General features: G+C 64.6%; 20 protein-coding genes. 8 read left to right on the plus strand and 12 right to left on the minus strand.

All coding sequences use genetic code 11. From position 1 onward, the window contains the following. The first annotated feature begins 111 nt into the window (after window positions 1-111). Window positions 112-2,376, plus strand: a complete 2,265-nt coding sequence (locus ACQR1D_RS10640; RefSeq protein ID WP_434838410.1) for a hypothetical protein — start codon at window positions 112-114, stop codon at window positions 2,374-2,376. A gap of 178 nt (window positions 2,377-2,554) precedes the next feature. On the opposite strand, the gene ACQR1D_RS10645 is transcribed toward ACQR1D_RS10640, so the two are convergent. The 4 genes from ACQR1D_RS10645 to groES all read right to left on the minus strand — a co-directional run bounded on the left by ACQR1D_RS10645 (window position 2,555) and on the right by groES (window position 5,472). After that, the gene (locus tag ACQR1D_RS10645) at window positions 2,555-2,839 is read right to left on the minus strand and encodes a HigA family addiction module antitoxin (RefSeq protein ID WP_434838409.1); all 285 of its coding nucleotides are present in this window, start codon (window positions 2,837-2,839) and stop codon (window positions 2,555-2,557) included. 54 nt (window positions 2,840-2,893) lie between these two features. Continuing rightward, window positions 2,894-3,190, minus strand: coding sequence for a hypothetical protein (locus ACQR1D_RS10650; protein ID WP_434838408.1), 297 nt, complete (start codon window positions 3,188-3,190; stop codon window positions 2,894-2,896). A 179-nt stretch (window positions 3,191-3,369) separates the two neighbouring features. Further along, window positions 3,370-5,010 carry a chaperonin GroEL gene (groL, locus tag ACQR1D_RS10655; RefSeq protein ID WP_257166717.1) on the minus strand — a complete coding sequence of 547 codons (1,641 nt, stop codon included), beginning with the start codon at window positions 5,008-5,010 and terminating at the stop codon, window positions 3,370-3,372. Window positions 5,011-5,157: 147 nt separating this feature from the next. Beyond that, on the minus strand, window positions 5,158-5,472 hold the full coding sequence (gene groES / locus ACQR1D_RS10660; RefSeq protein WP_315801108.1) for a co-chaperone GroES: 315 nt from the start codon (window positions 5,470-5,472) through the stop codon (window positions 5,158-5,160). Between the two features lie 380 nt (window positions 5,473-5,852). On the opposite strand from groES, the gene ACQR1D_RS10665 reads away from it, so the two are divergent. From ACQR1D_RS10665 to ACQR1D_RS10675, 3 genes are all read left to right on the plus strand, one after another. Further along, window positions 5,853-6,137, plus strand: a complete 285-nt coding sequence (locus tag ACQR1D_RS10665) for an usg protein (protein WP_315801107.1) — start codon at window positions 5,853-5,855, stop codon at window positions 6,135-6,137. Between the two features lie 133 nt (window positions 6,138-6,270). After that, window positions 6,271-6,849, plus strand: a complete 579-nt coding sequence (locus tag ACQR1D_RS10670) for a cupin domain-containing protein (RefSeq protein ID WP_434894009.1) — start codon at window positions 6,271-6,273, stop codon at window positions 6,847-6,849. Between the two features lie 222 nt (window positions 6,850-7,071). Next, on the plus strand, window positions 7,072-9,093 hold the full coding sequence (locus ACQR1D_RS10675) for an acyltransferase family protein (RefSeq protein WP_434894010.1): 2,022 nt from the start codon (window positions 7,072-7,074) through the stop codon (window positions 9,091-9,093). On the opposite strand, the gene ACQR1D_RS10680 is transcribed toward ACQR1D_RS10675, so the two are convergent. Beyond that, window positions 9,031-10,281 (minus strand): NupC/NupG family nucleoside CNT transporter, encoded by a 1,251-nt coding sequence (locus ACQR1D_RS10680; protein ID WP_434838405.1) that lies wholly within the window; start codon window positions 10,279-10,281, stop codon window positions 9,031-9,033. The genes ACQR1D_RS10675 and ACQR1D_RS10680 overlap by 63 nt on opposite strands. Window positions 10,282-10,397: 116 nt before the next feature. On the opposite strand from ACQR1D_RS10680, the gene ACQR1D_RS10685 reads away from it, so the two are divergent. Beyond that, window positions 10,398-11,624 (plus strand): MFS transporter, encoded by a 1,227-nt coding sequence (locus tag ACQR1D_RS10685; protein ID WP_434838404.1) that lies wholly within the window; start codon window positions 10,398-10,400, stop codon window positions 11,622-11,624. A gap of 241 nt (window positions 11,625-11,865) precedes the next feature. Here ACQR1D_RS10685 and ACQR1D_RS10690 read toward each other — a convergent pair whose 3' ends face one another. From ACQR1D_RS10690 to ACQR1D_RS10710, 5 genes are all read right to left on the minus strand, one after another. Next, window positions 11,866-12,621 (minus strand): SDR family oxidoreductase, encoded by a 756-nt coding sequence (locus tag ACQR1D_RS10690; protein WP_315801102.1) that lies wholly within the window; start codon window positions 12,619-12,621, stop codon window positions 11,866-11,868. Window positions 12,622-12,655: 34 nt separating this feature from the next. After that, window positions 12,656-13,414: a peptidase gene (locus ACQR1D_RS10695; protein ID WP_315714729.1), complete on the minus strand. Its 759-nt coding sequence runs from the start codon at window positions 13,412-13,414 to the stop codon at window positions 12,656-12,658. 205 nt (window positions 13,415-13,619) lie between these two features. Beyond that, entirely contained in the window at window positions 13,620-14,468 is an 849-nt protein-coding gene (locus tag ACQR1D_RS10700; RefSeq protein WP_315801101.1) for a transglutaminase family protein, read from the minus strand. 163 nt (window positions 14,469-14,631) lie between these two features. Next, complete coding sequence (locus ACQR1D_RS10705) at window positions 14,632-15,576, minus strand: alpha-E domain-containing protein (RefSeq protein ID WP_315801100.1); 945 nt, start codon at window positions 15,574-15,576, stop codon at window positions 14,632-14,634. A 236-nt stretch (window positions 15,577-15,812) separates the two neighbouring features. Further along, window positions 15,813-17,231 carry a circularly permuted type 2 ATP-grasp protein gene (locus ACQR1D_RS10710; RefSeq protein ID WP_434838403.1) on the minus strand — a complete coding sequence of 473 codons (1,419 nt, stop codon included), beginning with the start codon at window positions 17,229-17,231 and terminating at the stop codon, window positions 15,813-15,815. A gap of 228 nt (window positions 17,232-17,459) precedes the next feature. Here ACQR1D_RS10710 and ACQR1D_RS10715 point away from each other — a divergent pair, with 228 nt between their 5' ends. From ACQR1D_RS10715 to ACQR1D_RS10725, 3 genes are all read left to right on the plus strand, one after another. Then, window positions 17,460-18,197, plus strand: a complete 738-nt coding sequence (locus ACQR1D_RS10715; RefSeq protein ID WP_315759531.1) for a competence/damage-inducible protein A — start codon at window positions 17,460-17,462, stop codon at window positions 18,195-18,197. 38 nt (window positions 18,198-18,235) lie between these two features. Continuing rightward, window positions 18,236-18,757, plus strand: a complete 522-nt coding sequence (gene gpt, locus ACQR1D_RS10720; protein WP_315714724.1) for a xanthine phosphoribosyltransferase — start codon at window positions 18,236-18,238, stop codon at window positions 18,755-18,757. A 121-nt stretch (window positions 18,758-18,878) separates the two neighbouring features. Beyond that, complete coding sequence (locus ACQR1D_RS10725; protein WP_434838402.1) at window positions 18,879-19,496, plus strand: hypothetical protein; 618 nt, start codon at window positions 18,879-18,881, stop codon at window positions 19,494-19,496. A gap of 51 nt (window positions 19,497-19,547) precedes the next feature. On the opposite strand, the gene ACQR1D_RS10730 is transcribed toward ACQR1D_RS10725, so the two are convergent. Continuing rightward, window positions 19,548-22,784, minus strand: a complete 3,237-nt coding sequence (locus ACQR1D_RS10730; RefSeq protein ID WP_434838401.1) for an autotransporter domain-containing protein — start codon at window positions 22,782-22,784, stop codon at window positions 19,548-19,550. A gap of 439 nt (window positions 22,785-23,223) precedes the next feature. Continuing rightward, window positions 23,224-24,246, minus strand: coding sequence for a methionine synthase (locus ACQR1D_RS10735; RefSeq protein ID WP_434838400.1), 1,023 nt, complete (start codon window positions 24,244-24,246; stop codon window positions 23,224-23,226). Window positions 24,247-24,347: the final 101 nt, after the last annotated feature.

A 24,347-nucleotide genomic window follows, 5' to 3' on the forward strand; every position in this document is an offset into this window, starting at 1 on the left:
TCATTGGAGTTCTGGTGCGGCGCTGTGTTGTTCTATGTTGTTCTTGACAGCCGCCGCATGTTCGGAATATAGAGCTTGCATTTGGAACAACGAAGAACAACGGAGATGATTATGTCAAATCAGTTTACGGCGTCCAAGGTCCGATCGAACCGTCCAGGCTGGAGCGTCACTTTCCGTCATCCAGTTCGTACCGACAGCAAAAATCGAAAAGGCCTGAAGGTGAGAAGGGGGCTTGGAACGTCAGACGATGAGCGTGCAGATGAATTAGTTGGGCAACTCAACATTCTTCTGAGTGATGAGAATTGGTGGAGCGCGGACAAGCGTAAAGACGCGGATCATTCCTTCGATCCCATTGTGGTAGCGATTTTCTTTGATGGAGTGGAGGCGGGCTCATTTGATTCGTCTGCGAAGCGGGAGGAAGTCATTCCCCTGCCTACGGCTGGTGAGGGGTATAGTCGCGTCCTGTTTTTGGGAACTACGGGGGCCGGAAAGACGACGCTGTTACGTCATCTAATTGGATCGGATCACGAGGAGGATCGCTTTCCGTCGACCTCTACCGCGAAGACGACAACTGCGGACACAGAAATTGTGACGTCAGATGGCCCATTCGAGGCAGTAGTTACGTTTATGCCGGAGCACAAAGTCCGTGCTTATGTTGATGAATGTGTTGAATCTGCTTGTCTCGAAGCCGTACAGGGCAGTTCGTCAGAAAAGATAATCGCGTCTCTCCTGCAGCACGAGGAGCAGCGGTTCAGGCTTTCGTACATTTTAGGTGGATACTCGTCATCCGAGGGGGACGTTGATGATGGTGAGTTTTTATTTGAGGACGAGCCAACTGACGTTGCTGTGATTGCAAGCGACGAAATGGTGAGTGCGAAAGAGCGGGAAGAAAATCAAGCTCAGCTAGATCAATATCTCGCGTCAATTGGAACGATTGTGTCGACGGTAGAGCTGCGCGTTCGCGGAGAAATAGGAGAGCTTCGTGCAGACATGTCGGCGGATGACCGCGCCGCTTGGCTCGAAATTTTTGCGAATGAAGTTTTTTACGATTCGGCGTTTTCCGAGCTCGGAATCGATATTATGGAGGACGTTTTCCGTCGTTTTGATATGATTGCCGAGGGAGAGGTGGAGCTTGGGAGTTCTAGTTGGCCAACGAGTTGGACTTACCGCGAGCCTGATCGTGCTAAGTTTTTGTCGAACGTGCGCTGGTTTTCGAGTAATCATCACCTGCAGTTCGGCAGACTTCTCACTCCATTGGTTGAGGGGATACGGGTCCGCGGCCCATTCTATCCAAAATTTGAGAGAGAGCTCGATAAGCCAAGATTAGTTTTGATCGATGGAGAAGGGATCGGTCATACGGCAAATGATGCTTCGTCGATTTCCACTCGTATCACTCAGAAATTCGAATCGATAGATCTCATTTTGCTGGTCGACAATGCACAGCAGCCGATGCAGGCGGCGCCTCTGGCGTTGCTACGCACGGTTGGAAGCAGCGGGTTTTCAAGCAAGCTTTCTGTCGTTTTTACCCACTTCGACCAAGTCCGGGGAGCAAACCTTTCATCTTTCGCTCAGAAGAAAGATCACGTTACGGCTTCGATCAAGAACGCGGTTGCAAGTATCCGAGATAGCGTTGGCTCCGGAATCGCTGGTGCTCTGGACCGTCAAATCGAAAAGAGATCGGTGTTTCTTGGGGGGCTCAATAGATCTGTCGACAAAGTGCCTTCCGGCTTTATCAAGGAGCTTTCGAAGCTTTTGGGCATCATGCAGGACGCTATCGTTCCGAAAGAGCCGACAACAAGCGTTCCAATTTATCAGTTCAAGGGACTGGAGATTGCAATGAGAGACGCAATCGATGCATTCCGAAATCCTTGGCAAGGGCGTTTGGGAATTGGATATTATGACGGAATTTCGAAGGAGCATTGGACCCGTATAAGGGCGCTCAGTCGGCGGTTAGCCAATGGGGGAGATGAATACAGCAATCTGCGGCCTGTTGCGGATTTGATTGCTTGCCTTCAAGAGGAAGCGGCAAAATGGCTTGATAGGCCGGCAGATTGGAAGAATGTGCCAGCCTCGGAGGAAGAGAGAGAGGCTGCGCTTGATCCAATACGCCAACTTGTGTTCTCAAGATTGCATGACCTCGTTTCGGTTCGCCTACGAGATGATCAATTGTCAAAATGGCGGCAAGCGTATCAATTCGCAGGTAAAGGATCTGCAGGCCATCGAGCCGAGTTGATCAACGATATCCACCATGAAGCCGCTCCCCATATGAGTGCAGCGATGACGGAAGATGCGCGGGAGTTTTTGGATAAGCTCTATCTAATCCTCCAGGAGGCGATTAGTGAGTCGGGAGGCGACATTAAGTCGCTGGCGGCCTAGGATACTGCGGCCGTTCGCCGTGTCGATGGCCGGCGAGCGCGAGTTCGATCCGTTCAGGGATTGAGCGCGCCATCGTAGCCCGCATGAGCGCAAGCGACATGCGGGTTCACCGACACAGCGCGTGAGACCCCGGATGTCGCTTCGCTCATCCGGGCTACGCAGCCTAAGCGGCAATGGTTCAAGCCGCGTCGCGCGGGATGATCTTCTTGTAGTTCTGCGTCTGCTCCGCCCTCGAGAGATCGTGGGCAGTCTGCAGGTTCATCCAGAAGCGTGGGTCGGTGCCGAAGTAGCGGCCCAGCCGGAGCGCGGTATCGGCCGTGACATCGCGGGTGCCGCGCATGATCTCGGTGAGGCGGTTGGGCGGAACGTCCAGTATTTTCGCGAGAGCACGCGCGGACAGGCCGAGAGGAAGAAGGAATTCCTCGCGGAGCACTTCGCCGGGATGGGTGCGCAGGCGGGGCATCATCGTCTCCGGTGGTCGCCGGTTGGTGTCTTCGCTGTTCCCGGGTGCCAGCTGCTACTTGAAGTACTTTGCCATCTTCTTCGACGTATGAAGAACAATGTCCTGCTCCAGCAAGACTTTCTCGATTACAGCTCCGACGTCTAGGAGGCTGTGGAAGGGTTTAGGGGATCCAGGTTCAATGCCATGTGCATCGTTCTTCTCAATACGTACAACGCCGGCTGACCAAGCGTGCTTCGGGATGACTTTGCCCTTTTCTGGCGCAATATCGTTGGTCCAGAATCGCAATTTGATCTCAATCATCTTCTGACCGTGCGCGGCTTCAAGTGATTGAGCATCTTCGGTTGCGGCCATGTGTTTCCTCCATAATTTTTTGAGCGCTATTTATGGTAGATTGTCTTTGAATAAATTCGCAAGGGTTGTTCTGCATTCCTGAGTGCTCGTTATGCCCCGACCTCCATCTGAGAATTGTCTCAAACAAAAAGGGCGCGGCTCGCGCCGCGCCCTTCGTTGTCTTCGCGAGATGGCCGGACTTAGAAGTCCATGCCGCCCATGCCGCCGCCCGGAGGCATCGCGGGGCCGCCGGCGTTCTTCTTCGGCAGCTCGGCGACCATCGCCTCGGTGGTGATCAGCAGGCCTGCAACCGAGGCTGCGTTCTGGATCGCGGCGCGCACGACCTTGGTCGGGTCGATGATGCCCTTGGACACCATGTTCACGTAGTCGCCCGACTGCGAGTCGAAGCCGTACGCATACTGCTCCTTCTCGAGGATCTTGCCGACGATGACCGAGCCGTCCTCGCCCGCGTTGATCGCGATCTGGCGGGCCGGGGCGGAGAGCGCCTTGCGGACGATCTCGATGCCGGTCTTCTGGTCCTCGTTCTTGGCGCGGACGCCCTTGAGCTGCTCGGAGGCCCGGAGCAGGGCGACGCCGCCGCCCGGCAGGATGCCTTCCTCGACAGCCGCGCGGGTCGCATGCATCGCGTCATCCACGCGATCCTTGCGCTCCTTGACCTCGACCTCGGTCGCGCCGCCGACGCGGATCACCGCGACGCCGCCGGCGAGCTTGGCCAGACGCTCCTGCAGCTTCTCACGGTCGTAGTCCGAGGTGGTCTCCTCGATCTGCGCCTTGATCTGCGCCACGCGCGCCTCGATGTCAGCCTTCTTGCCGGCGCCGTTGACGATCGTGGTGTTCTCCTTGTCGATCATCACCTTCTTGGCGCGGCCGAGCATGGAGAGGTTGACGTTCTCGAGCTTGATGCCGAGATCTTCCGAGATCGCCTGGCCGCCGGTCAGGATCGCGATGTCCTGCAGCATGGCCTTGCGGCGGTCGCCGAAGCCCGGCGCCTTGACGGCAGCAACCTTCAGGCCACCACGCAGACGGTTGACGACGAGCGTGGCCAGCGCCTCGCCCTCGACGTCCTCGGCGACGATCACCAGCGGCTTGCCGGTCTGCACCACGGCCTCGAGCAGCGGCAGCAGCTCGTTCAGCGACGACAGCTTCTTCTCGTTGATGAGGATGTAGGCGTCGTCCATCTCAACGCGCATCTTGTCGGCATTGGTCACGAAGTACGGAGAAATGTAGCCGCGATCGAACTGCATGCCCTCGACGACGTCGAGCTCGGTCTCGAGCGACTTGGCTTCCTCGACCGTGATGACACCCTCGTTGCCGACCTTCTTCATGGCGTCGGCGAGGAACTTGCCGATCTCGGAGTCGCCGTTGGCGGAGATGGTGCCGACCTGGGCGATCTCGTCGTTCGACGTGACCTTCTTGGAGTTCTTGACGAGATCGGCGACGACCGCCTCGACCGCGAGGTCGATGCCGCGCTTCAGATCCATCGGGTTCATGCCGGCGGCAACCGCCTTGGCGCCTTCGCGCACGATGGCCTGGGCCAGCACGGTCGCGGTGGTGGTGCCGTCGCCGGCCGCGTCAGCGGACTTCGAGGCGACCTCGCGCACCATCTGCGCGCCCATGTTCTCGAACTTGTCGTCGAGCTCGATCTCCTTGGCGACGGTGACGCCGTCCTTGGTGATGCGCGGAGCGCCGAACGACTTGTCGAGGACGACGTTGCGGCCCTTCGGACCGAGCGTGACCTTCACGGCATTGGCGAGAATGTCCACGCCGCGCAGCATGCGGTCGCGGGCTTCGACGCCGAACTTTACGTCTTTCGCTGACATATTGGGTTTCCCTGGTTTTGATCGAGATCCTCGTCCTGAGGAGCCCGCGCAGCGGGCGTCTCGAAGGACGAGATGAGGAGGTGGTTGGGGCCTCATCCTTCGAGACGCCGGCTAAAGCCGGCTCCTCAGGACGAGGGGCAACGGCGCTTAGGCGGCCTTCTTCTTCGCCGCGGTGTCGGTGAGCACGCCCATGATGTCGCTTTCCTTCATGATGAGCAGCTCCTGGCCGTCGATCTTGACCTCGGTGCCCGACCACTTGCCGAACAGCACGCGGTCACCGACCTGAACGTCGAGCGGGACCAGCTTGCCGCTCTCGTCGCGGGCGCCGGGGCCCACCGCGATCACTTCGCCCTGCGAGGGCTTTTCCTTGGCCGAGTCGGGGATGATGATGCCGCCAGCGGTCTTCTCTTCGGCGTCGATGCGCTTGACCACGACGCGGTCGTGAAGCGGACGGAAAGCCATACAGTCCTCCTAAGGTATTGAAGCGATTGTCAGTTTCTGGAGATTTGGCAGTCGGCGCCAGCGAGTGCCAGCACGCGGGCTGGATTTAGGGGAGAGTTTTATGCCGGGCAAGGCCTTGTAGCAGAAAAATTAGCAGTCGATCGCGGGCTCTGCCAAAGCGTTCCGACAGCGTTAACGGAGGCGGAACGAACCGCGAAACCCCGTATTAGCACCTGGGCTAAGTGGCTGCTAATGCAGCATTTTTCAACATGTCGTTAAACATTTAAGCTTGAGATGGGTTGAGGACATGCGTCACATTTCTAGGCAGTGAGCGCATCGTTGCCGGGTGGCTCCATCCCCGGTTGGCCACACGGACATGCGCTCCAGAAACGGAGGTTGGCATGGTGTCGAGGGTTGAGGTTTCCGAGGACTTTCGGAAACAGGTGCTGGGTTACGGGCTGACGACCGCGCAGATCCTGTATCGGATGCCGGACCATCGCTCGCTGCTGCAGACCTATGTCTGGCAGAACTACGACCTGTTTCCGAAATTCCCTGCGCTGCAGGACTTCCTGGCGTTCTGGGAGGAGAAGATCGAGGGCCCGCTGTACTCGGTCACCGTGGCGCATTCCAAGCTGATCAAGCCCGCCGAGCTGCGCGCCGTCGACGGCGTGTTCGTGCTGCATTGAGCTGACAACCCCGCCATCGGTGTCATTCCGGGCTCGTGCTGCGCACGCCCCGGAATGACGACCTTTGTTGGAGCTCTGCCGAGTCCCCCCAATTGTGATAGCCTCTGACCCGAGGACTCGCAGGGAGAGCGCCATGGCCAAGAAGAGCCGCAGCACCACATCATCATCACGCGCCGCCGCGAAGGCGGCGCCGCGTAAGGTCGCAAAGACAAGGCCGACGGCGAAGACTGTCGCCAAGACAGCCGCCAAGCCGGGCAGGGCGGCCACACCGTCCGCGCGCAAGGCGCTCGTGAGCAAGGGGCGGCCAGCACCGGCGCCGCGCCGGCGCAAGCAGAAGGTCGCGATCAGCCATCACCGCGAGGAGGACTTCAAGGCCGACGGCCTGCGCGCCTATGCGCATTATCGCGACCTCGGCATCGCCGACGCGACCCACGGCCTGGCGCGCGCGCATGTCATCCGCATGCTGCCACCGTGCAATCCGCAGGAAGTCTCCAAGCTGCACACCCATGCGGTCGACTTCCAGATGGTCTATGTGCTCAAGGGTTGGGTGAAGAGCTACCTCGAAGGCGTCGGCGAGACGCTGATGAAGGAGGGCAGCTGCTGGACCCAGCCGCCGAAGATCCGCCACATGATCCTCGACTATTCCGACGACGTCGAGCTGCTCGAGGTGATCCTGCCGGCCGACTTCAAAACCGTCGAACTGTCGACGTAAAGCCGACAGAAATGGATGGAAACATCCGCGACGCGGTGGACGGCGGTCCCATCGCGCGTGTGTGTTGACATCCGGTCTCGCGTCATTGGGACGGATGGGCCGGCGACGAATCCGTCAGACGTATTCATCGCGGGCTTGCGTAAAGGCGTACCCGTCCCGTTGCCGCGCTTCGTCGTCCAGTTCGCTCCGACCATTGCGTGCGCGCCTCGCACGCGTGCATCGATGCAGCCTCGCATCGCCAACGCGGGCGCCGGCTCGGCTTCAGGTGCAGGCCATCGCGAGGACATCGACTGGCTGCGCGCCATTGCGGTGCTCTCCGTCGTCGCATTCCATTTCGAGGCGCCGGCGATCTTCGGCGGCTTCGTCGGCGTCGACATCTTCTTCGTCATCTCAGGATACCTGATCACCGGCATCATCGCGGCAGAGATGGCGCAGGGCCGCTTCTCGTTCGCGCAATTCTACGAGCGGAGGGTGCGGCGGCTGCTGCCGGCGCTCTACGCCATGGTGGCGTTCGCGGCGCTCCCGGCGTCGCAGGACATGCTGGGCTCCGAGCGCGCCGAGTTCCTCCGTTCCGCGGCCGCCGTCGTCACCTTCACCTCGAACATCTTCTTCTGGCTGCAGTCCGGCTATTTTGACCACGCGGCGGTCGAGAAGCCGCTGCTGCATACCTGGTCGCTGGCGGTCGAAGAGCAGTTCTATCTGGTGCTGCCCGTGGTGGTCTGGGCCGTGCTGCGGCTGGCGCGCGGCCACAGGCTCGCGCTGCCGGTCACTCTCGCGCTGCTTGCCACAGGCTCGTTCGCGCTCGGCCTGATGCTGATGCGCGGCGGCGCGTCCGCGAGCGCGTTCTTCCTCAGCCCGCCGCGCGCCTGGGAATTCCTGCTCGGCAGCCTGGTCGCGATATCCGGCCTTCCCGCGCCGCGGCCGGGTCTCGTTCAGCGCGGCGCCCGCGCGCTGTCGCTGCTGCTGATGGCGGTGCCGATCCTGGCGCTGCGCCCCGGACCGGGCTTCCCCGGCGTCGACGCGCTGGCGCCATGCCTCGGTGCGGCGCTGTTCCTGTGGAGCGGCGCCGGCGTGGCCAATGTGCCGCGCAGCCCGCTGTCGCCGCTCGGCGTGGCGGCGTTCTTCGGCCGCATCTCCTATTCGCTGTATCTCTGGCACTGGCCGCTGTTCGCCTTCGCGCGCTTCGCCAAGCCCGGTCTCGCGCTCGACGGCTGGGAGCGGGCGGCCCTGTTCGTCCTCACGGTCGCGGTCGCCACGCTGTCCTGGCGCTTCATCGAGCAGCCGTTCCGCAACCGCCGGCTCGCGGCGACTCCGCGCGCCGCGTTCGGTCTTGCGGCGCTGGCGAGCCTGCTGCTGCTGGCCGGCAGCGGCGTCGGCCTGCTGCGCGCCGGCGCGGTGTCTGACAACGACCGCGCGGCGCAGCGGCTGGACGCCTACAATGCCTACGACATGAAGCCGGTCTATCGCTACGGCACCTGCTTCACGACACCGGACGGCCGGGTCGCCGAGGATTGTCTGCAGGCGGTGGCCGGCAAGACCAATGTGCTGCTGTGGGGCGACAGTTTTGCGGCCCACTACTATCACGGCCTCAGGGCCCAGCTCGATCAGGACACAGTCAACATCATGCAGGCGAGCCAGCCCACCTGCATGCCGACCTTCAGCGCGGAGACGCAGGGCGTCGCGGCCTGCCGCGCCCTGGCGAGCCAGATGCGCGACTATTTCGCGCAAGCGCGGCCCGACCTCGTGGTGATGTCGGCGGACTGGCTGGAGAACGCGCGCCCGCCGCGGTTCGCCGGCATGGTGCGCGACCTCAAGCAGACGCTGCAACGGCTGCAGGAGGCCGGCATTCCGGTGGTCCTGCTCGGTCCCTCCGTGCAGTTCCGCGCGCGGCTGCCGTCGATGCTGGCACGCGCCACCCTGCGCGGCGTGACGCCCGATCCCGCGGCATTCGTCCGCTCGGACATCTTTGCGCTGGATGCCGCGATGCAGGCTGCGCTGCCGAGTGGCGAGGGCTTTTCCTACGTCTCGATCCTGTCGGCGGTCTGCGAGGACGGCCGCTGCCCGCTCACCGCCGGCGACGTCCCGCTGTCCTTCGACCACGCGCATCTCACCGCGGCGGGCTCGCGCCATGTGATGGCCCGGATCGCGCCGCTGCTGCTTCCGCAGACGACGGAGCTCAGCTTACGTCAGCAGGCCGACGATCGCACCCATCAGACAGGTGGTGAGGGTGCCCGAGACGATTGACTTGAGGCCGAGCGCGTTGATCTCGTCGCGCCGCGTCGGCGCCATGGTGCCGAGGCCGCCGATCATGATGCCGAGGCTGGCGAAGTTGGCGAAGCCGCACATCGCATAGAGCATGATCAGCCGCGCGCGCGGATCGAGCGCGCCTGCATCGAGCTTCGCCAGCTCGACATAGGCGATCAGCTCGTTCAGCACCGTCTTGGTGCCCATCAGGCTGCCGGCGGTGACGGCCTCTGACCATGGCAGGCCCATCAGCCAGCATACCGGCGCCATGACGAGGCCGAGCAGCCGCTGCAGCGAGATGTCGGCGCCGCCGATGGCGGGCAGCAGCGACAGGATCGCGTTGGCGAGATGCACCAGCGCGACGAGCACCAGCAGCAGCGCCACGATGTTCATCAAGAGCTCGAGCCCGGCGCTGGTGCCCTTGACGATCGCGTCCATGGTCGAGGTGGCCTCGGTCCCGGGATCTGCGAGCGCGCCGCCGGTGAGCTGCTTCGAGGTCTCTGGCACCATGATCAGGCTGATCAGGATCGACGCCGGCGCGCCGAGCACCGAGGCGATGACGAAATGCGCGGCAGCGTCGGGGATCAGCGGCGCCAGCAGCGTGGCGTAGAGCACCAGCACGGTGCCGGCGATGCCGGCCATGCCGCCGGTCATGACGAGAAACAATTCGCTGCGTGTCATCTGCGCGAGATATGGCCGGATGAACAGCGGCGCTTCCACCATGCCCAGGAAGACATTCGCGGCCGTCGACAGGCCGACCGCGCCGCCGACGCCGAGGGTGCGCTCCAGCAGCCAGGCCATGCCGCGCACCAAGGGCGGCAGAACTCGCCAGTAGAACAAGAGCGTCGTGAGCACGCTCATGACCAGCACGATCGGCAGCGCCTGGAAGGCGAGCACGAAATCGGCACCGGGCGCCTTCAGCTCGAAGGGCAGGGCGCCGCCGCCGACATAGCCGAAGACGAACGAGGTGCCGGCCCGGGAGGCCGACGAGATGGCGCCCACGACATCGTTGATGGCGCCGAACGCGCGGGCGACGGCGGGGACCTTGAGCAGGACGATGGCCGTCACGAGCGTCACCACCAGCCCGAGCCCGGCTTGTTTCAACGACACCGCGCGCCGGTTTTCGCCGAGCGCCCATGCGATCGCGAGCAGCGCGACGATCCCGAACCCCGATTGCAGCTGAAGCATCAGATCCCCCGAACCCCGTTTCATTATGAGCGCAGGGGACTGCCGCGTGCAATGCCGCGCGGCCATGCGGGGCCCGCGATTGACAAGCCATGAGGGCTGCGTCACGCAGGCGCATCATGTCGTCCACCGTCCCGATCGGCGCGCGCGATCTCCTGAAGCAGAGCGCGTTCCTGTTCTTCCTGTCGTCCCGCAGCCTGTCGCGCTTTGCGAGCCAGATCGCGGCGGTGGCGATCGGCTGGCAGATCTACGATCTGACCGGGCGCGCCTTCGAGCTCGGCATGGTCGGGCTGATCCAGTTCCTGCCAACGGCCCTGCTGGTGTTCGTCGCCGGCAGCGCCGCCGACCGATTCCAGCGCAAGCGCGTCGTGCAGCTCTGTCAGCTCGTCGAGGCGCTGACCGCGCTCTATCTGTGTTGGGGCGCCACTACCGGCCAGCTCGGCGAATTCCAGCTGTTCGCGGCAGTCTTCGTTCTCGGCATTGCGGGCGCGTTCGAGAGCCCCGCGACCGCGGCGCTGCTGCCGCTGATCGCGCCGGCCGGCACGTTACAGCGGGCGAGCGCGCTGTCGAGCGGTGCCGCGCAGCTCGCGACCATCGCGGGGCCTGCGATCGGCGGCTTCGCCTATGCCGTCGCGCCCGGTGTGCCCTACGGCATCATGATGCTGTTCTGGATCGGAGGCATGGCCCTGACCGGCCTGATGCAGGTGCCTGATGACGTGCCGGCCGAGCGGCTCGAGGGCAGCAAGGACGATCTGTTCGCCGGCGTCCGCTTCATCCGCGCCAATCCGGCGATCCTCGGCACCATCTCGCTCGATCTGTTCGCCGTGCTGCTCGGCGGCGTCACTGCGCTGCTGCCGATCTATGCGCGCGATATCCTCGACACCGGGCCGTTCGGGCTCGGCGTGCTGCGCGCCGCGCCCGCGGTCGGCGCGCTGGCGATGACGGCGGTGCTGGCGCGCTACACCATTCGGCGGCGCGTCGGCCTGCGCATGTTCCAGGCGGTCATCGTGTTCGGTGCGGCGACGGTCGTGTTCGCCGTTTCGCAGGTGATGTGGATTTCGGTCGCAGCGCTCGCCATTCTCGGCGCCGCCGACACGATCAGCGTCGTGATCCGTTTCTCCCTCGTCCAGCTCGCCACGCCCAACGAGATGCGCGGCCGCGTCGGCGCGGTGAACTTCCTGTTCATCAACGCCTCCAACCAGCTCGGCCAGTTCGAGAGCGGCGTCACCGCCGCGCTGTTCGGCGCCATGCCGGCCGCCATCCTTGGCGGCCTCGGCACGATCGCGATCGCGCTGGCGTGGATGAAGCTGTTTCCCGAGCTGAGGAAGGTCGAGCGGTTGGAGTAGCGGGCCAGCATCGGCTCGCGTCGGGGGAGAGAACGGGTTGTGACGACGGTTTCTCCGTCATTCCGGGGCATCGCGCAGCGATGAGCCCGGAATCCATAATCGCGACACGTCGTGTGGCGGAGAAGAGCGCCACATCCATCTCGCACCAAATAACCGCTCGCGGCTATGGATTCCGGGCTCGCGCTTCGCGCGCCCCGGAATGACGTGAGGAGAGAGCGGGGGCCGTGATCGGAAACGGCGATCAGCCGCGTCCGACGAACGGCATCTTCGTCGCCATCACCGTGATGAACAGGACGTTGGCGTCGAGCGGCAGGCCGGCCATGTAGGCGACGGCGTCGCCGACGGCCTTCACGTCCATCCGCGGCTCCGGCATCATGCGGCCGTCGGGCTGCAGCACGCCGCCGACCATGCGCTCGGTCATCGGCGTCTCGGCATTGCCGATGTCGACCTGGCCGACCGCGATGTCATAGGCGCGGCCGTCGAGATTCGAGGCCTTGGTCAGGCCCGTGATCGCATGCTTGGTCGAGGTGTAGGGCGACGAGAACGGACGTGGCGCATGCGCCGAGATCGAGCCGTTGTTGATGATGCGGCCGCCGCGCGGCGACTGGCCCTTCATGATGCGGAACGCGTGCTGCGTGCACAGGAACGGCGCGGTGAGATTGGTGGCGACCACCTGCTGCCATTGCTGCAGCGTCAGGTCTTCGAGCGGCACCGGCGGCGCGCCCATGCCGGCATTGTTGAACAGCACGTCGAGCCGGCCGTAGGTCGACTTCACGGTATCGAACAGCGCCGCGATCGAGGCGGGGTCCGTCATGTCAGCCGGCACGGCGAGGCTCATGCCGGACGGACCGAGCTTGGCGGTTTCCTCCAGCATCTCCTTGCGGCGCCCTGCCAGCACCACGGTGAAGCCGGAGTTCATCAACGCCAGCGATGCGGCGCGGCCGACCCCTGTGCCTGCGCCCGTCACCAGCGCGATCTTCTTTGCCGCTTCAGCCATGTTTCCTCACCTTCAATTCAAGCGTTTTGCAGTTTCAGTGTTTTGACTCGCTCTGAGTCTTATAGGGCGGCCGCGGGATGTTGTTATGCGCCGCGCGCAGGGCCGCCGACCAGCGCGAGCGGAGATCGTGGAAATAGGGCTCGCCGGCCTCGATGCGATGATTGAGGTCGGCCTCGCAGGCCTCCGCGCGCACCACCAGGACGTCGATCGGCAGGCCGACGCCGAGATTCGAGCGCATCGTCGAGTCCATCGAGATCAGGCCCGTCTTCAGCGCCTCGTAGAGCTCGACGTCGTAGTGCATGGCGCGGTCGAGCACCGGCTTGCCGTATTTGTGCTCGCCGATCTGCAGATAGGGCGTGTCGGTGGTGCATTCGATGAAGTTGCCGGCGGTGTAGACCATGAACAGCCGCATCCGCGAGCCCTTGATCTGGCCGCCGAACAGGAACGAGACGTCGAACGAGATATCCTCGGCCTTCAGCGCCGGCCCTTCGGTGGCGTGCACCATGCGGATCGCCTTGCCGATCCGCTGCGCCGCCTGGAACATGGTCGGCGCGTTCATCAGCGTCTCCACCTCGCCGGTGTCGGGGTCTTCCATTCCTTCGGTCAAGGTCGACAGCACGGACTGGCTGATGGCGAGATTGCCGGCGCTGGCGACCGCCACGATGCGCTCGCCCGGATTGGAGAAGATGTGCAGCTTGCGGAAGGTCGAGACGTTGTCGAGACCGGCATTGGTTCGGGTGTCCGCGATCATGACGAGGCCGTCACGCACCAGAATTCCGCAGCAATAGGTCATCTCAGTCCCCTCGAGCCATTGCGCGAATTACTAGCGAAAATCGACGGTCCCTCCAACCCCGCAGTGCTGTAGCCCGGATGAGCGGCAGCCGGCGCCCGTAGGGCGCTGGTGGGAGCGATATCCGGGATCTCACGCGCTTTCTCGGAGAACCCGCATGTCGCTTCGCTCATGCGGGCTACGGGGCTACGGGCGCGCGTTCCGGAATTCAGGACTGGCGCTGCGACTGCGATTGCGACTGGCCGCCGCGGCCGACCTGCTCGACCTTCACCTTGACGGTGAGCGTCTCGGTGCCGCCGCCATAGCGGGTGCCGCGCACCGGCGCCGCGCCGAGATAATCGAGCCCGATCGCGACCCGGACATGGGCGTCGGTGGTGCAGATGCAGTTGGCGGCGTCGAAGCCGACCCAGCCCAGATCCGGCACATAGGCTTCCGCCCAGGCATGGCCGGCCTCCTGGTGCACCGCACCATCGGAGCGCAGGAAGTGGCCGGACACGAAACGCGCGGGGATGCCGGCGGCGCGCGCGCAGGCAATGAAGATGTGCGCATAGTCCTGGCAGACACCGCGCTTCAGCCCGAAGGCTTCCGCCGCCGAGGTGCCGCTGTGGGTCGGATCCTCGTCGAAGGTCATGTGCTCGTAGACCTGCGTCATCAGCGTGTGCAGAAGACCGAGCACGTCGCTCTCGGACTCCGCGCGCAGATCGCGCACGACTGCGGCCATGGCGGCATTGGCGGCCGTAAGCGGCGTCTGCCGGAGGAAGAAGCTGGGCGGGAAGCGCTCGTCCGCTCCCTTCAGCACGCCGCCGGTGTCGTGGGTCTCGACCAGACCCTCGGCCGTGATTGTGAGATCCTCGAGCGCGCCGTGCGTGATCACATGGGTGACGTTGCCGAATGCGTCCTCATGCATGTCGAGGCGGGAATCGGTCGACACGTCGATCTGCCACTCCGCCACATATTGGCCGTCATTGCTGCCCGGCGTCATGCGGATGATCTGGATGACGCCGGTCGCCGCCGGCTCGTAGCGGTAGGTGGTGGAATGGGAGATACGCAGGCGCATGGCGGTCGACCAGTCTTCGTCAGATGTGCTGTCCGCGGTAGCTCGTTTCACCTCTCCCTGAAAGGGGGGAGGAGGATCCCTCGGGCGGAGGGCAGGGCGCCGGGTGCCGGACGTGGTCTCGCAGACACAGTCCAGCGGGCCGCGATCGCTGTCTCCACTGCGCTCAGATCAGGTACTGCTTGGTGATGATCTCTCCGAGCCGCGAATTGTCGGCGATGAACTCCTGGATGAACTCGTGCACGCCATGCTGGAAGATGTCGTCCATGTTGGAGTGGTCGAGCCGGTTGCGGACGCCGCGGGCATGGCGCTGCGCCGCCCCCTGGCGGCCATAGGCGACGCCGATCTGGTCGAGATTGCGGACGAGGTTGCCGTAGCAGCTCGCCAGCGAGCGCGGCAGCGTGTCGTTGAGGATCAGGAGGTCCGCGATCAGCCAGGGCTTCAGCGTCTCGCGATAGACCCAGTGATAGGCCGTGAGCGCCGACACCGAGCGCAGGATCGAGGTCCACTGATAGTAGTCCAGCGGGCCGCCGACATGCTCCTCCTCGGGCAGCAGCACGTGATATTTGACGTCGAGGATGCGGGCGGTGTTGTCGGCGCGCTCGAGATGCAGGCCGAGCCGCGAGAACCAGTAGGCGTCGTTGCGCAGCATGGTCCGGTAGGCCGAGCCGTCGAAGCGCAGCGAGGTCTCCTGCACGAAGCGCAGGAAGCGCGCCAGCTCCTCGCGCGTCTTGGCGCCCTTGCTCCAGACTTCCTGCAGCTCGATCCAGGATCCGTTGAGGGTGTCCCACATCTCCGACGTCAACGCGGTTCGCACCGAGCGGGCGTTGAGACGGGCGGCCTCGATGCAGTTCTTGATCGAGGACGGGTTCGACTGGTTGAACGAGAGATATTCGACGACGTTCTGCTCGTTGGCCTCGGAGTAGTGCTCGTAGAAGCTGACATTGACGCCGGCGGTCATCAGCGCCGATTCCCATTCATTGGTCTTGCCGATATAGGCCGCGGGAAGCGCCGTGACGCGCAGGGTGGCGTCGATGGTGCGGGCAAGGTACTCGGCGCGCTCGACGTAGCGGGCCAGCCAGTACAGGTTTTCGGCGGTGCGCGACAGCATGGGCAATCTATGAGGTGCGGAGGAGACGGTGCGCTCCCTCTCCCCGTTCTTCACGGGGAGAGGGCTGGGGTGAGGGGCAGCCGCACGGGTGGTGCGAGTTGATGGACCTGTACCCCCTCACCCGGATTGCATCTTTCGATGCAATCCGACCTCTCAGCGCGAGCGAAGCTCGTCGCGCCCCCGCAGGCGGGGAGAGGTTGCAGCGAGCAAGCTCAGAACCCTGTGCAAACCAACTCTTACTCATCCAGCACCCATGTGTCCTTGGTGCCGCCGCCCTGGCTGGAATTCACCACCAGCGATCCCTCCTTCAGCGCCACGCGGGTGAGGCCGCCGGGCACGATGGTGGTGCGGTCGCGTCCCGTCAGCACGAACGGCCTGAGATCGACATGGCGTGGCGCCAGGCCGGACGCGACGCAGGTCGGGCAGGTCGACAGCGCGAGTGTCGGCTGGGCGATAAAACCCTCCGGCTCGCGCTTCAGCTTGTCGCGGAAAGCCTCGATGGTCGCCTTGGTGGCGGCCGGGCCGATCAGCATGCCGTAGCCGCCGGAGCCGTGCACCTCCTTGACGACGAGCTCGCCGAGATGGTCGAGCACGTAGGACAGATCGGCCGGCTCGCGGCAGCGCCAGGTCTGCACGTTCTTCAGGATCGGCTCCTCGCCGAGATAGAACTTCACGATGTCGGGCATGTAGGAGTAGATCGCCTTGTCGTCGGCGATGCCGGTGCCGACCGCGTTGGCGAGCGTGACATTGCCGGCAACATAGGCCGACATCAGGCCGGGCACGCCGAGCGCCGAATCCGGTCGGAAGGTGAGGGGATCGAGGAAGTCGTCGTCGACGCGGCGGTAGATCACATCGACCCGCTTCAGCCCCTCGGTGGTGCGCATGAACACCTCGTCGTTCTTGACGATGAGGTCGCGGCCCTCGACCAGCTCGATCCCGAGCTTGTCGGCCAGGAACGAGTGCTCGTAATAGGCGGAATTGTAGATGCCGGGCGTCATCAGCGCCACGGTCGGCTCGGCCGAGGCGCTGAGCGGCGCCACCGAGCGCAAGCACGACAGCAATTCGTCCGGATAGCGCTCGACCGGCGCGACGCGGTGGCGCGCGAACAGGTCCGGAAACAGCCGCATCATGATCTCGCGGTTTTCCAGCATGTAGGACACGCCCGACGGCGTGCGCGCATTGTCCTCGAGCACGATGAAGTCGTTGGCGTCGACGCGGACGATGTCGATTCCGGCGATGTGGACGTAGACGTCGTGCGGCACGTCCTGGCCGTTCATCTCCGGGCGGAACACCGGGTTCTGGAAGATCAGGTCATCCGGCACCACGTTGGCGCGAAGGATGTCGCGGCCGTGATAGATGTCGCGCAGGAACATGTTCAGCGCCTTGACGCGCTGCTTCAGCCCCTTCTCCAGCAGGGTCCATTCCTTGCCCGAGAGGATGCGCGGAATGACATCGAACGGGATCAGCCGCTCCTGCGCCTCCGCCTCGCCATAGACCGCGAAGGTGATGCCGATTCGCCGGAACAGCAGCTCCGCCTCGTGGCGGCGATACTCCAGCGCCTCCGGCGGCGTTTCCTTCAGCCACCGCGACAGCTCCTGATAAGCCTGACGGACGTCGCCGCCCGGCTCGTTCATTTCGTCGAACGCAACTGCCATAGATGCCCGTGTGTCCCAGCCTCGCCATACACTGCATGACTCCTTGGGATGGTAGCAAGGGGCGGGCCAGCGCGATATGCATTCTCCTGCGGCATTTCGTGGGGGTTGCGAAAGCCGTGCCCGAAAAACCGGCTGCGTGGTGCTCAAATCCGCGGCATAGACTGCGACGTTCCGGATGACATTGGCGCCGTGGCGGGCCAAAAGAGACGCGAGATGCGAGGAGAAACCATGAGCGAGATCGTCACCGCGGGGTTGCTGGTCATCGGCGACGAGATCCTGTCCGGCCGGACCAAGGACAAGAACATCGGCTTCATCGCCGAATACCTCACCAATCTGGGCATCGACCTCAAGGAGGTTCGGGTGGTCTCCGACGACGAGCCCGACATCATCGCCGCGCTCGATGCGCTGCGGCATCGCTACACCTATGTGTTCACCACCGGGGGCATCGGACCGACCCATGACGACATCACCGCGGATGCGATCGCGAAGGCGTTCGGCGTCGGCATCGACCACCATCCCGAGGTCGTGGCGCGCTTCCGCGAGCGCTGGAGCGAGCAGGAGCTCAACGAGGCGCGGCTGCGCATGGCGCGCATCCCCGACGGCGCCGAGCTGATCCAGAGCGCCACCATCCTGGCGCCCGGCTTCAAGCTCGGCAACGTCATCGTCATGGCCGGCGTGCCGTCGATCATGCAGGCGATGATGGACATCGTCGCGCCGAAGCTGAAGTCCGGCGTGCGCATGCTGTCGGAGACCGTCCGCGCCAATGCCCGCGAGGGCGACATCGGCGGTCCCCTGCGCGAGATCGCCAAGGCGCACCCGGACACCATCATCGGCAGCTATCCCTTCATCGACGAGGACCAGAAGCCGAACACGCATCTCGTCGTGCGCTCGCGCGACCAGGACAAGCTGTCGGCGGCGATGGCGGCCGTGAAGGAGATGCTCGCCGGGCTCAACGTGACGCGCTAAAGCAGGTGCAGCTTTCGAGAACTCACGGACGAGACGAGATGCCAGACAAGACTTTGAGTGCAGAGGAGCGCGCGGGCCGGGCCTTCCCGGTGTCCTGGGACCAGTTTCATCGCGATTGCCGGGCGCTGACCTGGCGGCTGAACGAGATCGGGCCGTTTCACGCCGTGGTGGCCATCACCCGCGGCGGACTGGTGCCGGCAGCGATCGTGGCCCGCGAGCTTGGCGTGCGCGTCATCGATACGATCTGCATCGCGAGCTATGACCACACCAAGCAGGGCGAGCTTCAGGTCCTGAAGGGCATCTCGGCTGACACGGCGCAACTCGGCGGCGGCACCGGCAAGGGGCTCCTGATCGTCGACGATCTCGTCGACACCGGCAAGACCGGACGCATGGTCCGCGAGATCCTCCCCGACGCGCATTTCGCCACCGTCTATGCCAAGCCGAAGGGTCGGCCGCTGGTCGACACCTTCATCACCGAGGTGTCGCAGGACACCTGGATCTTCTTCCCCTGGGACACCGCGCTGTCGTTCGCGCCGCCGCTGCGCGACGGGGCGGCGTGAGCTCGGCGAGTGGCGAATAGGGAGTAGCGAATAGGGGATTCGGGTGGGCGAGGCGTTCGCTATTCGCTACTCCCTACTCGCCATTCGCCCTTCAACGCCATTCGCCAGCTGAAGGCTCGCCATGCCGCTGCAGAACCGTGTGACCCCGCTGGGCGACATCGTCGCGACGCCGCAGCGCGGGCTGTTCACCGGCAATCGCGGCATCATCCATGATCCCGCGACGAAGACGCTGTTGCGGAAGCGCTGGTCGAGCCCCGCCTGGCTGGTCTGCCTGTGCGACTTCCGCGGCCGCCGCCGCGAGGTGATGGCAACGCAAAGCTGGACCGAGCTGTTCTTCCTCGACGAGGCGACCGCCTTCGCCGCCGGTCATCGCCCCTGCTTCTACTGCCGCCGCGACGACGCCAAGAGGTTTCGTGCGGCGTGGGAGGAGGGCAACGGCGTCGAGGCTCTGCGCATCTCCGAGATTGATCGCGTGCTCCATCGCGAGCGCCTCGATCGCGGTCGCAAGCGCCTGCATCCGCTGCCGACGCCGCTCGCCGCCTTGCCTGACGGGGCCATGGTGCAGGCAGGCGAGGAGAGCTTTCTGATCCGAAAAGGCAGGGCGCTGCCCTGGTCGGCGGCGGGCTATGACGCGCCACGCGCAGGGATCACCGACGCGTTGCTGCTGACCCCGCCCTCGACGCTGCGCGCGATCAAGGCGGGCTACGCGCCGATGCTGCATCCGAGCGCGATGACCTGACCGTCGGGTGATCGGAGCGCCGTACGGATGCGCCGCGCGCAGCTCCGCGCGTCACCACGTGTAGCGCACGATGCCCTTGCCGCCGTAGCTGCGGGTCACATCCGAGAACTCGCCCTCGAAGCTCGCGGCGGCCGACCAGCCATTCCGCCACTTCATTTCAGCGGAGACCGTGGTCAGCGCTGAATTCTGCGCCTGCCGCGCGCCGTTGACGACGAAGGATGCGCCCGGAAGGGTCTGGAACGTGGCCCCGGCCGACCGGCTGGGGTTGAAGTCATAGGCCCAGGCAAAGCGGCTTCGCAGCGTGAACACGCCATCGGCCAGCGCATAGGCCTTGTCGGTGCGCAGGCCCAGCTCCGACCGCGTATCGGTGACGTTCTGCGATCCAAAGCGCAGCGCGAACGTGTTGGCGCCGGAGACAGCATTCTCCGCATAGCCCGGCAGGCTGAACGTCGTGAATTGCGCCGAGGCGTAAGGCGTGATCCCGAACCCCATCCAGGGCGCCACGAAGCGATAGCCGCCCTCGACCCGGCCGGCAAAGGTGTTGGCGTCGAAAGTCGCCCGGAGCTGGTCGACGCCGGCCACCGTCACGGTGCGGTTGGTGGTGATGTTCTGCCAGCCATACGCCAGTGCTCCCGAGATATAGCCTGCGCCGATATTGTGCCTGACGAAGGCGCCGGCCTGGAACAGGTCGGACCGGCCGCTGCCGCCATTGGCGACGCTGAACGTGGTGCCGCCGCCGGCCATCGAGAACCCGGCGATGGTGAACGGCGAGAAGCGATAGTCGGCGCCGACGGCCGTGCCGTAGAGGTTGCTGGTTGTGTTGTTCGAGCCGAGCGCGGTGTTGCCGTCGGTGGTCTGCGAGCCGCCGAACCCGGCTGCCCACACGCTCCAGCCCGGCCTGGCCACGGGCGCGGCCGGCGCCTTGGTGTAGATCGCGGCCAACGCGTCGTTCGGATTGCGCTTGGACGCAAAAGCGAGCGTCTCTTCCGCGTAGCCGATCGCGCCGCTGGGCGCAGAGCCCTGGTCGCCGCGGCCGCCGACGAACGGATCGGTCATGACGCCCATGAACTGCGTCATCGCATTGAACGTCGTCTGCTGCGAGCCGGTCGCGGTCTCGCCCGAAATCTGCGTCAGCCCCGTTGGCGTCAAACCGGTGAAGACGACGGGAATGCTGCCGTTCGTGTTGAAGTAGTTGCTGAGCGCGTTGCTGACGTTCTGCTGGTTGGTGCTCGCCGACGACGTGCCCATCGAGAGGTTGAGGAAGACATCGTTGCTGCCATAACTCAACGTCGAGGTGAACCCGGCTGGGAGGTTGGCGTTGGTGATGCCGCTGAACGTGCCGCTGACGCCGCCGGTGGCGGTGAGAATGGTGTATTGCTTGGAGACGTAGCTGCCGTTTGCGAAGGTCGCGGTAACGGCGGCGCCCCCGAGCGTCGCAGTGCCGGTGACGGTGGCGAACGACGCCGTAGTCGGATTCACCTGCACCAGGTATTGCGCGCCCGACTGGAACGCGAGGTTGCCTACGATAGCCATGGAGGACGCCGGCGTGCCGTTGCCCGGCGCGAACGAACCTGAGATCGTCGCGTTGGCGCCGGTGACGGTGCCATCTCCGCTCAGCGTGCCGAACGTCTTGTTGAAGCCGTTGAGATCCAGCGTGGCGCCGGACAGCACGCTGAAGACCGTGCTGGCACCGAACGCGCCGGCCGAACCCGCGCGCAGCGTACCTGCGTCGACGTTGGTCGCGCCGGTGTAGGTGTTGGTGCCCGAGAGAAGCAGGATGCCGCCGCCCGCCTTCACCAGGGTGCCGGCGGAGGCGCCGTCGCCGACGATGCCTTGCAACGTGGTCGTGGTCGCGCTGGCTATGTCGATCGTCGACAGCCCGGCAATCTTGAAGTCGCGGCCGTTGGCGAACGTCGTCGTGCCGGTGACCGCCAATGTGCCGCCGTTGGAAATGATCACGTCGTTGGCGACGTTGCCGAGATTGGCGGTGGCGCCGACCGAGAGCGTGCCGGCGTTGATGTTGACGTTGCCGGTGAACGTATTGGTCGCCGACAGCACCAACGTGCCGATGCCGGTCTTGTTGATCGCCGTGTTGACGCCGCCGGTCGTCAGTCCGGTGCCGCCGATGGAGTCGCCGTAGGTCACGGCGCCACCGGACACGCTGATATTGGCCGTCACGCCGCTCAGGAAGATGCCGGCGCCCTGCGCTGCGCCGGCCGCCGCCGAAAACCCGTTGATGGCGCTTGGCCCGATGCCGATGCCGGGGGTGCCGGCGGCGCCACCGGTGACGGTGTTGCCCGAAATCGGCGAGTCGAGAATCGTCAGCGTGCCGCCGGTGGCGACGTAGATGGCGCCGCCATTGGCGGCGCCGCCATTGCCGCCGGCGCCGCCGTCGGAGCCGGGCCCGGGGCCGCCCGAGCCGCTGGCATTGGTCGCACCGTCGCCGCCGGTGCCGCCGTTGCCGCCATTGGCGTTGCCGCTGCCGCCGGGATTGTTGTTGGTGTAGGTGTTGCTGTTGGTGGTGCCGGAGCCGCCGCCGCCACCACCGCCGTCACCGAGCGCGGCGCCCGCGGTGCCGGCCGTGCCTTGCGTGCCGGTATGTCCGCCCGTGCCGCCCGCGCCGCCGCCGCCGCTGGCGCCGCCGTTGTTCGCGGCGCCGCCCGCGCCGCCATTGCCGCCATTCACCGGGTCGGCCGCCGCATTCTGTGCGCTGCCGCCGTTGCCGCCACTGCCGCCGGTGGCGCTGTTGCTGGTGAAGGTCACCGCGGCGATCGTGACGTTGGCGCCGCTGCCGACCAGCAGGCCGCCGCCGGCACCGAGACCGCCGCCGCCGCCGCCGCCGGAGCCATAGGCCAGGCCGCCGCTATAATAGCCGTTCTGGCCGTTCTGGCCGTTGCCGCCGATCGCGGCCGTGTTGGTGATCGCCAGGCTGGAGATGTTCACGGTCGGCGCGTTGGCACCGTTGACGACGATGCCCTGAAACGAGGAGGCGCCGTTGATCGTCTGGCCGTTGCCGGTGATGTTCACCGTGACGTTGCTGTTGGCGGCCTGCAGTTGCGCAAGCGAGCTCGACAGCGTGAAGCCGCTGGTGATGTTGATGGTGACGGTCGAGTTGGCGCCGGCGGCCGCGACCGCTGCCACGGCCGTATTCCAGTCGGTCTGGTTGGCGACGTCGATCGCCAGGGCCTGGGTGCTCAGGAAAGTGCTTGTGCACAGGATCGATAGGGCCAGCCATCGCCGAGACTTTGATTTCGGCGCAGCAGTAATCGTTCTCGCAATGCAAGTCATCCCCATCCCCAGCAATGAAGGCAAACGTCAGATTTGAAACTGATGCAGGCGGCGGAAGCTTACCGCGTTAACAGGTAGTAACGAGATGAAATGCTCGTACATACATTGTCAAGAACGCGAAAGACACAGTGCTCTGCCAACGATGTTGCTGGGTGTTTTGATACCACGATTGCCGAAGTTGATCACGACGAGATGTCGTCCCGTCGGCCGTGAGTAGCTCCAAACTAACAGTAAGGTGCACATGAGCGCTGCGCACAGCGGGCCCAACGCTGCTGCTGATTCATCCGGAGTCTTACTGGCCGGTGCGCTCGCGCCAGCGCTCGTCAGCGTGCGAGAGGAGCCGTCCGGGAGCAGGCGGTGACCTGTGATGCTCCGCGGGCACCGCGGGAGTGGTGATGGGCGCCAGCATCGGTCGGCGTGCGCCGTCAATCGTGGCCGCTCAAGCGAACCGCTGCCGAGCCAGCTTTGCGCCGGTGCCGAGCGCCATCAGCTTGGCCTCGGCGATCTCGCGCCGCATCGGCGCCATGCCGCAGTTCGTCGTGGCGATGATGTTCTCCTTCGGCACCACCTTCATGACGTCCTCGAGCGTCTTGCAGACGTCCTCGGCGGTCTCGATCGCGTCGCTGGCGACGTCGATGACGCCGGCCTGCACGATCTTGTTCTTGAGCAGGCCGAGCAGCTCGATCGGCACCTTCGAATTGCGGCACTCGACCGCGACCTGCTGGATCGTGCTGGCGTCGATCACGGGGAAGGTCTCCTCGTATTGCCGCCACTCGCCGCCCAGCGTCTCCTTCCAGTCGGTGTTGGCCTTGATGCCGTAGCCGTAGCAGATGTGCACGGCGGTCGGGCAGGTCAGGCCTTCTGCGGCGCGCTCCAGCGCCTTGATGCCCCAGTCGCGCACCTCGTCCATGTAGACGTTGAAGGCGGGCTCGTCGAACTGGATCATGTCGATGCCGTCGTCGTGTAGCGCCTTGGCCTCCTGGTTCAACAGCTCGGCGAAGGCGAACGCCATCTTGACGCGGTCGCCATAGTAGTTGTCGGCGATGGTGTCGATGATCGTCATCGGTCCGGGCAAGGTGAACTTCACGGCGCGCGTCGTATGCGTGCGCGCGATCCGCGCCTCGTCGCCATGGACGCGGCCCTTCAGCGACAAGGGTGCTACGACCTGCGGTACCATCGCCTTGTAGCGGTCCTTGCGGATGCCCATCTCGACCTTGTGGGCGAAGTCGATGCCTTCGACACGTTCCAGGAATCCGTGCACGAAATGCTGCCGCGACTGCTCGCCCTCGGTGAGAATGTCGATCCCGGAATCCTCCTGCAGCTTCAGCGCCAGGATGGTGGCATCACGCTTGGCGCGCGCCAGCTCGTCGCCCTTCGACTTCCACGGCGCCCACAGCACGTTGGGCTCGGCCAGCCATTCCGGCTTCGGCAGCGAGCCTGCGATGGTCGATGGAAACAGCATGGTCGAACTCTCCGGCATAGGGGGGCGGTCAGGCTTGAGCGCCTGTCTGCCATGGCTTACCCTTCAGGTACAGAAGAACGAAGCCGCCTCGCGTGTTCCGC

The sequence above is a fragment of the Bradyrhizobium sp. HKCCYLRH2047 genome (assembly GCF_051168175.1).
GTDB lineage: Bacteria > Pseudomonadota > Alphaproteobacteria > Rhizobiales > Xanthobacteraceae > Bradyrhizobium.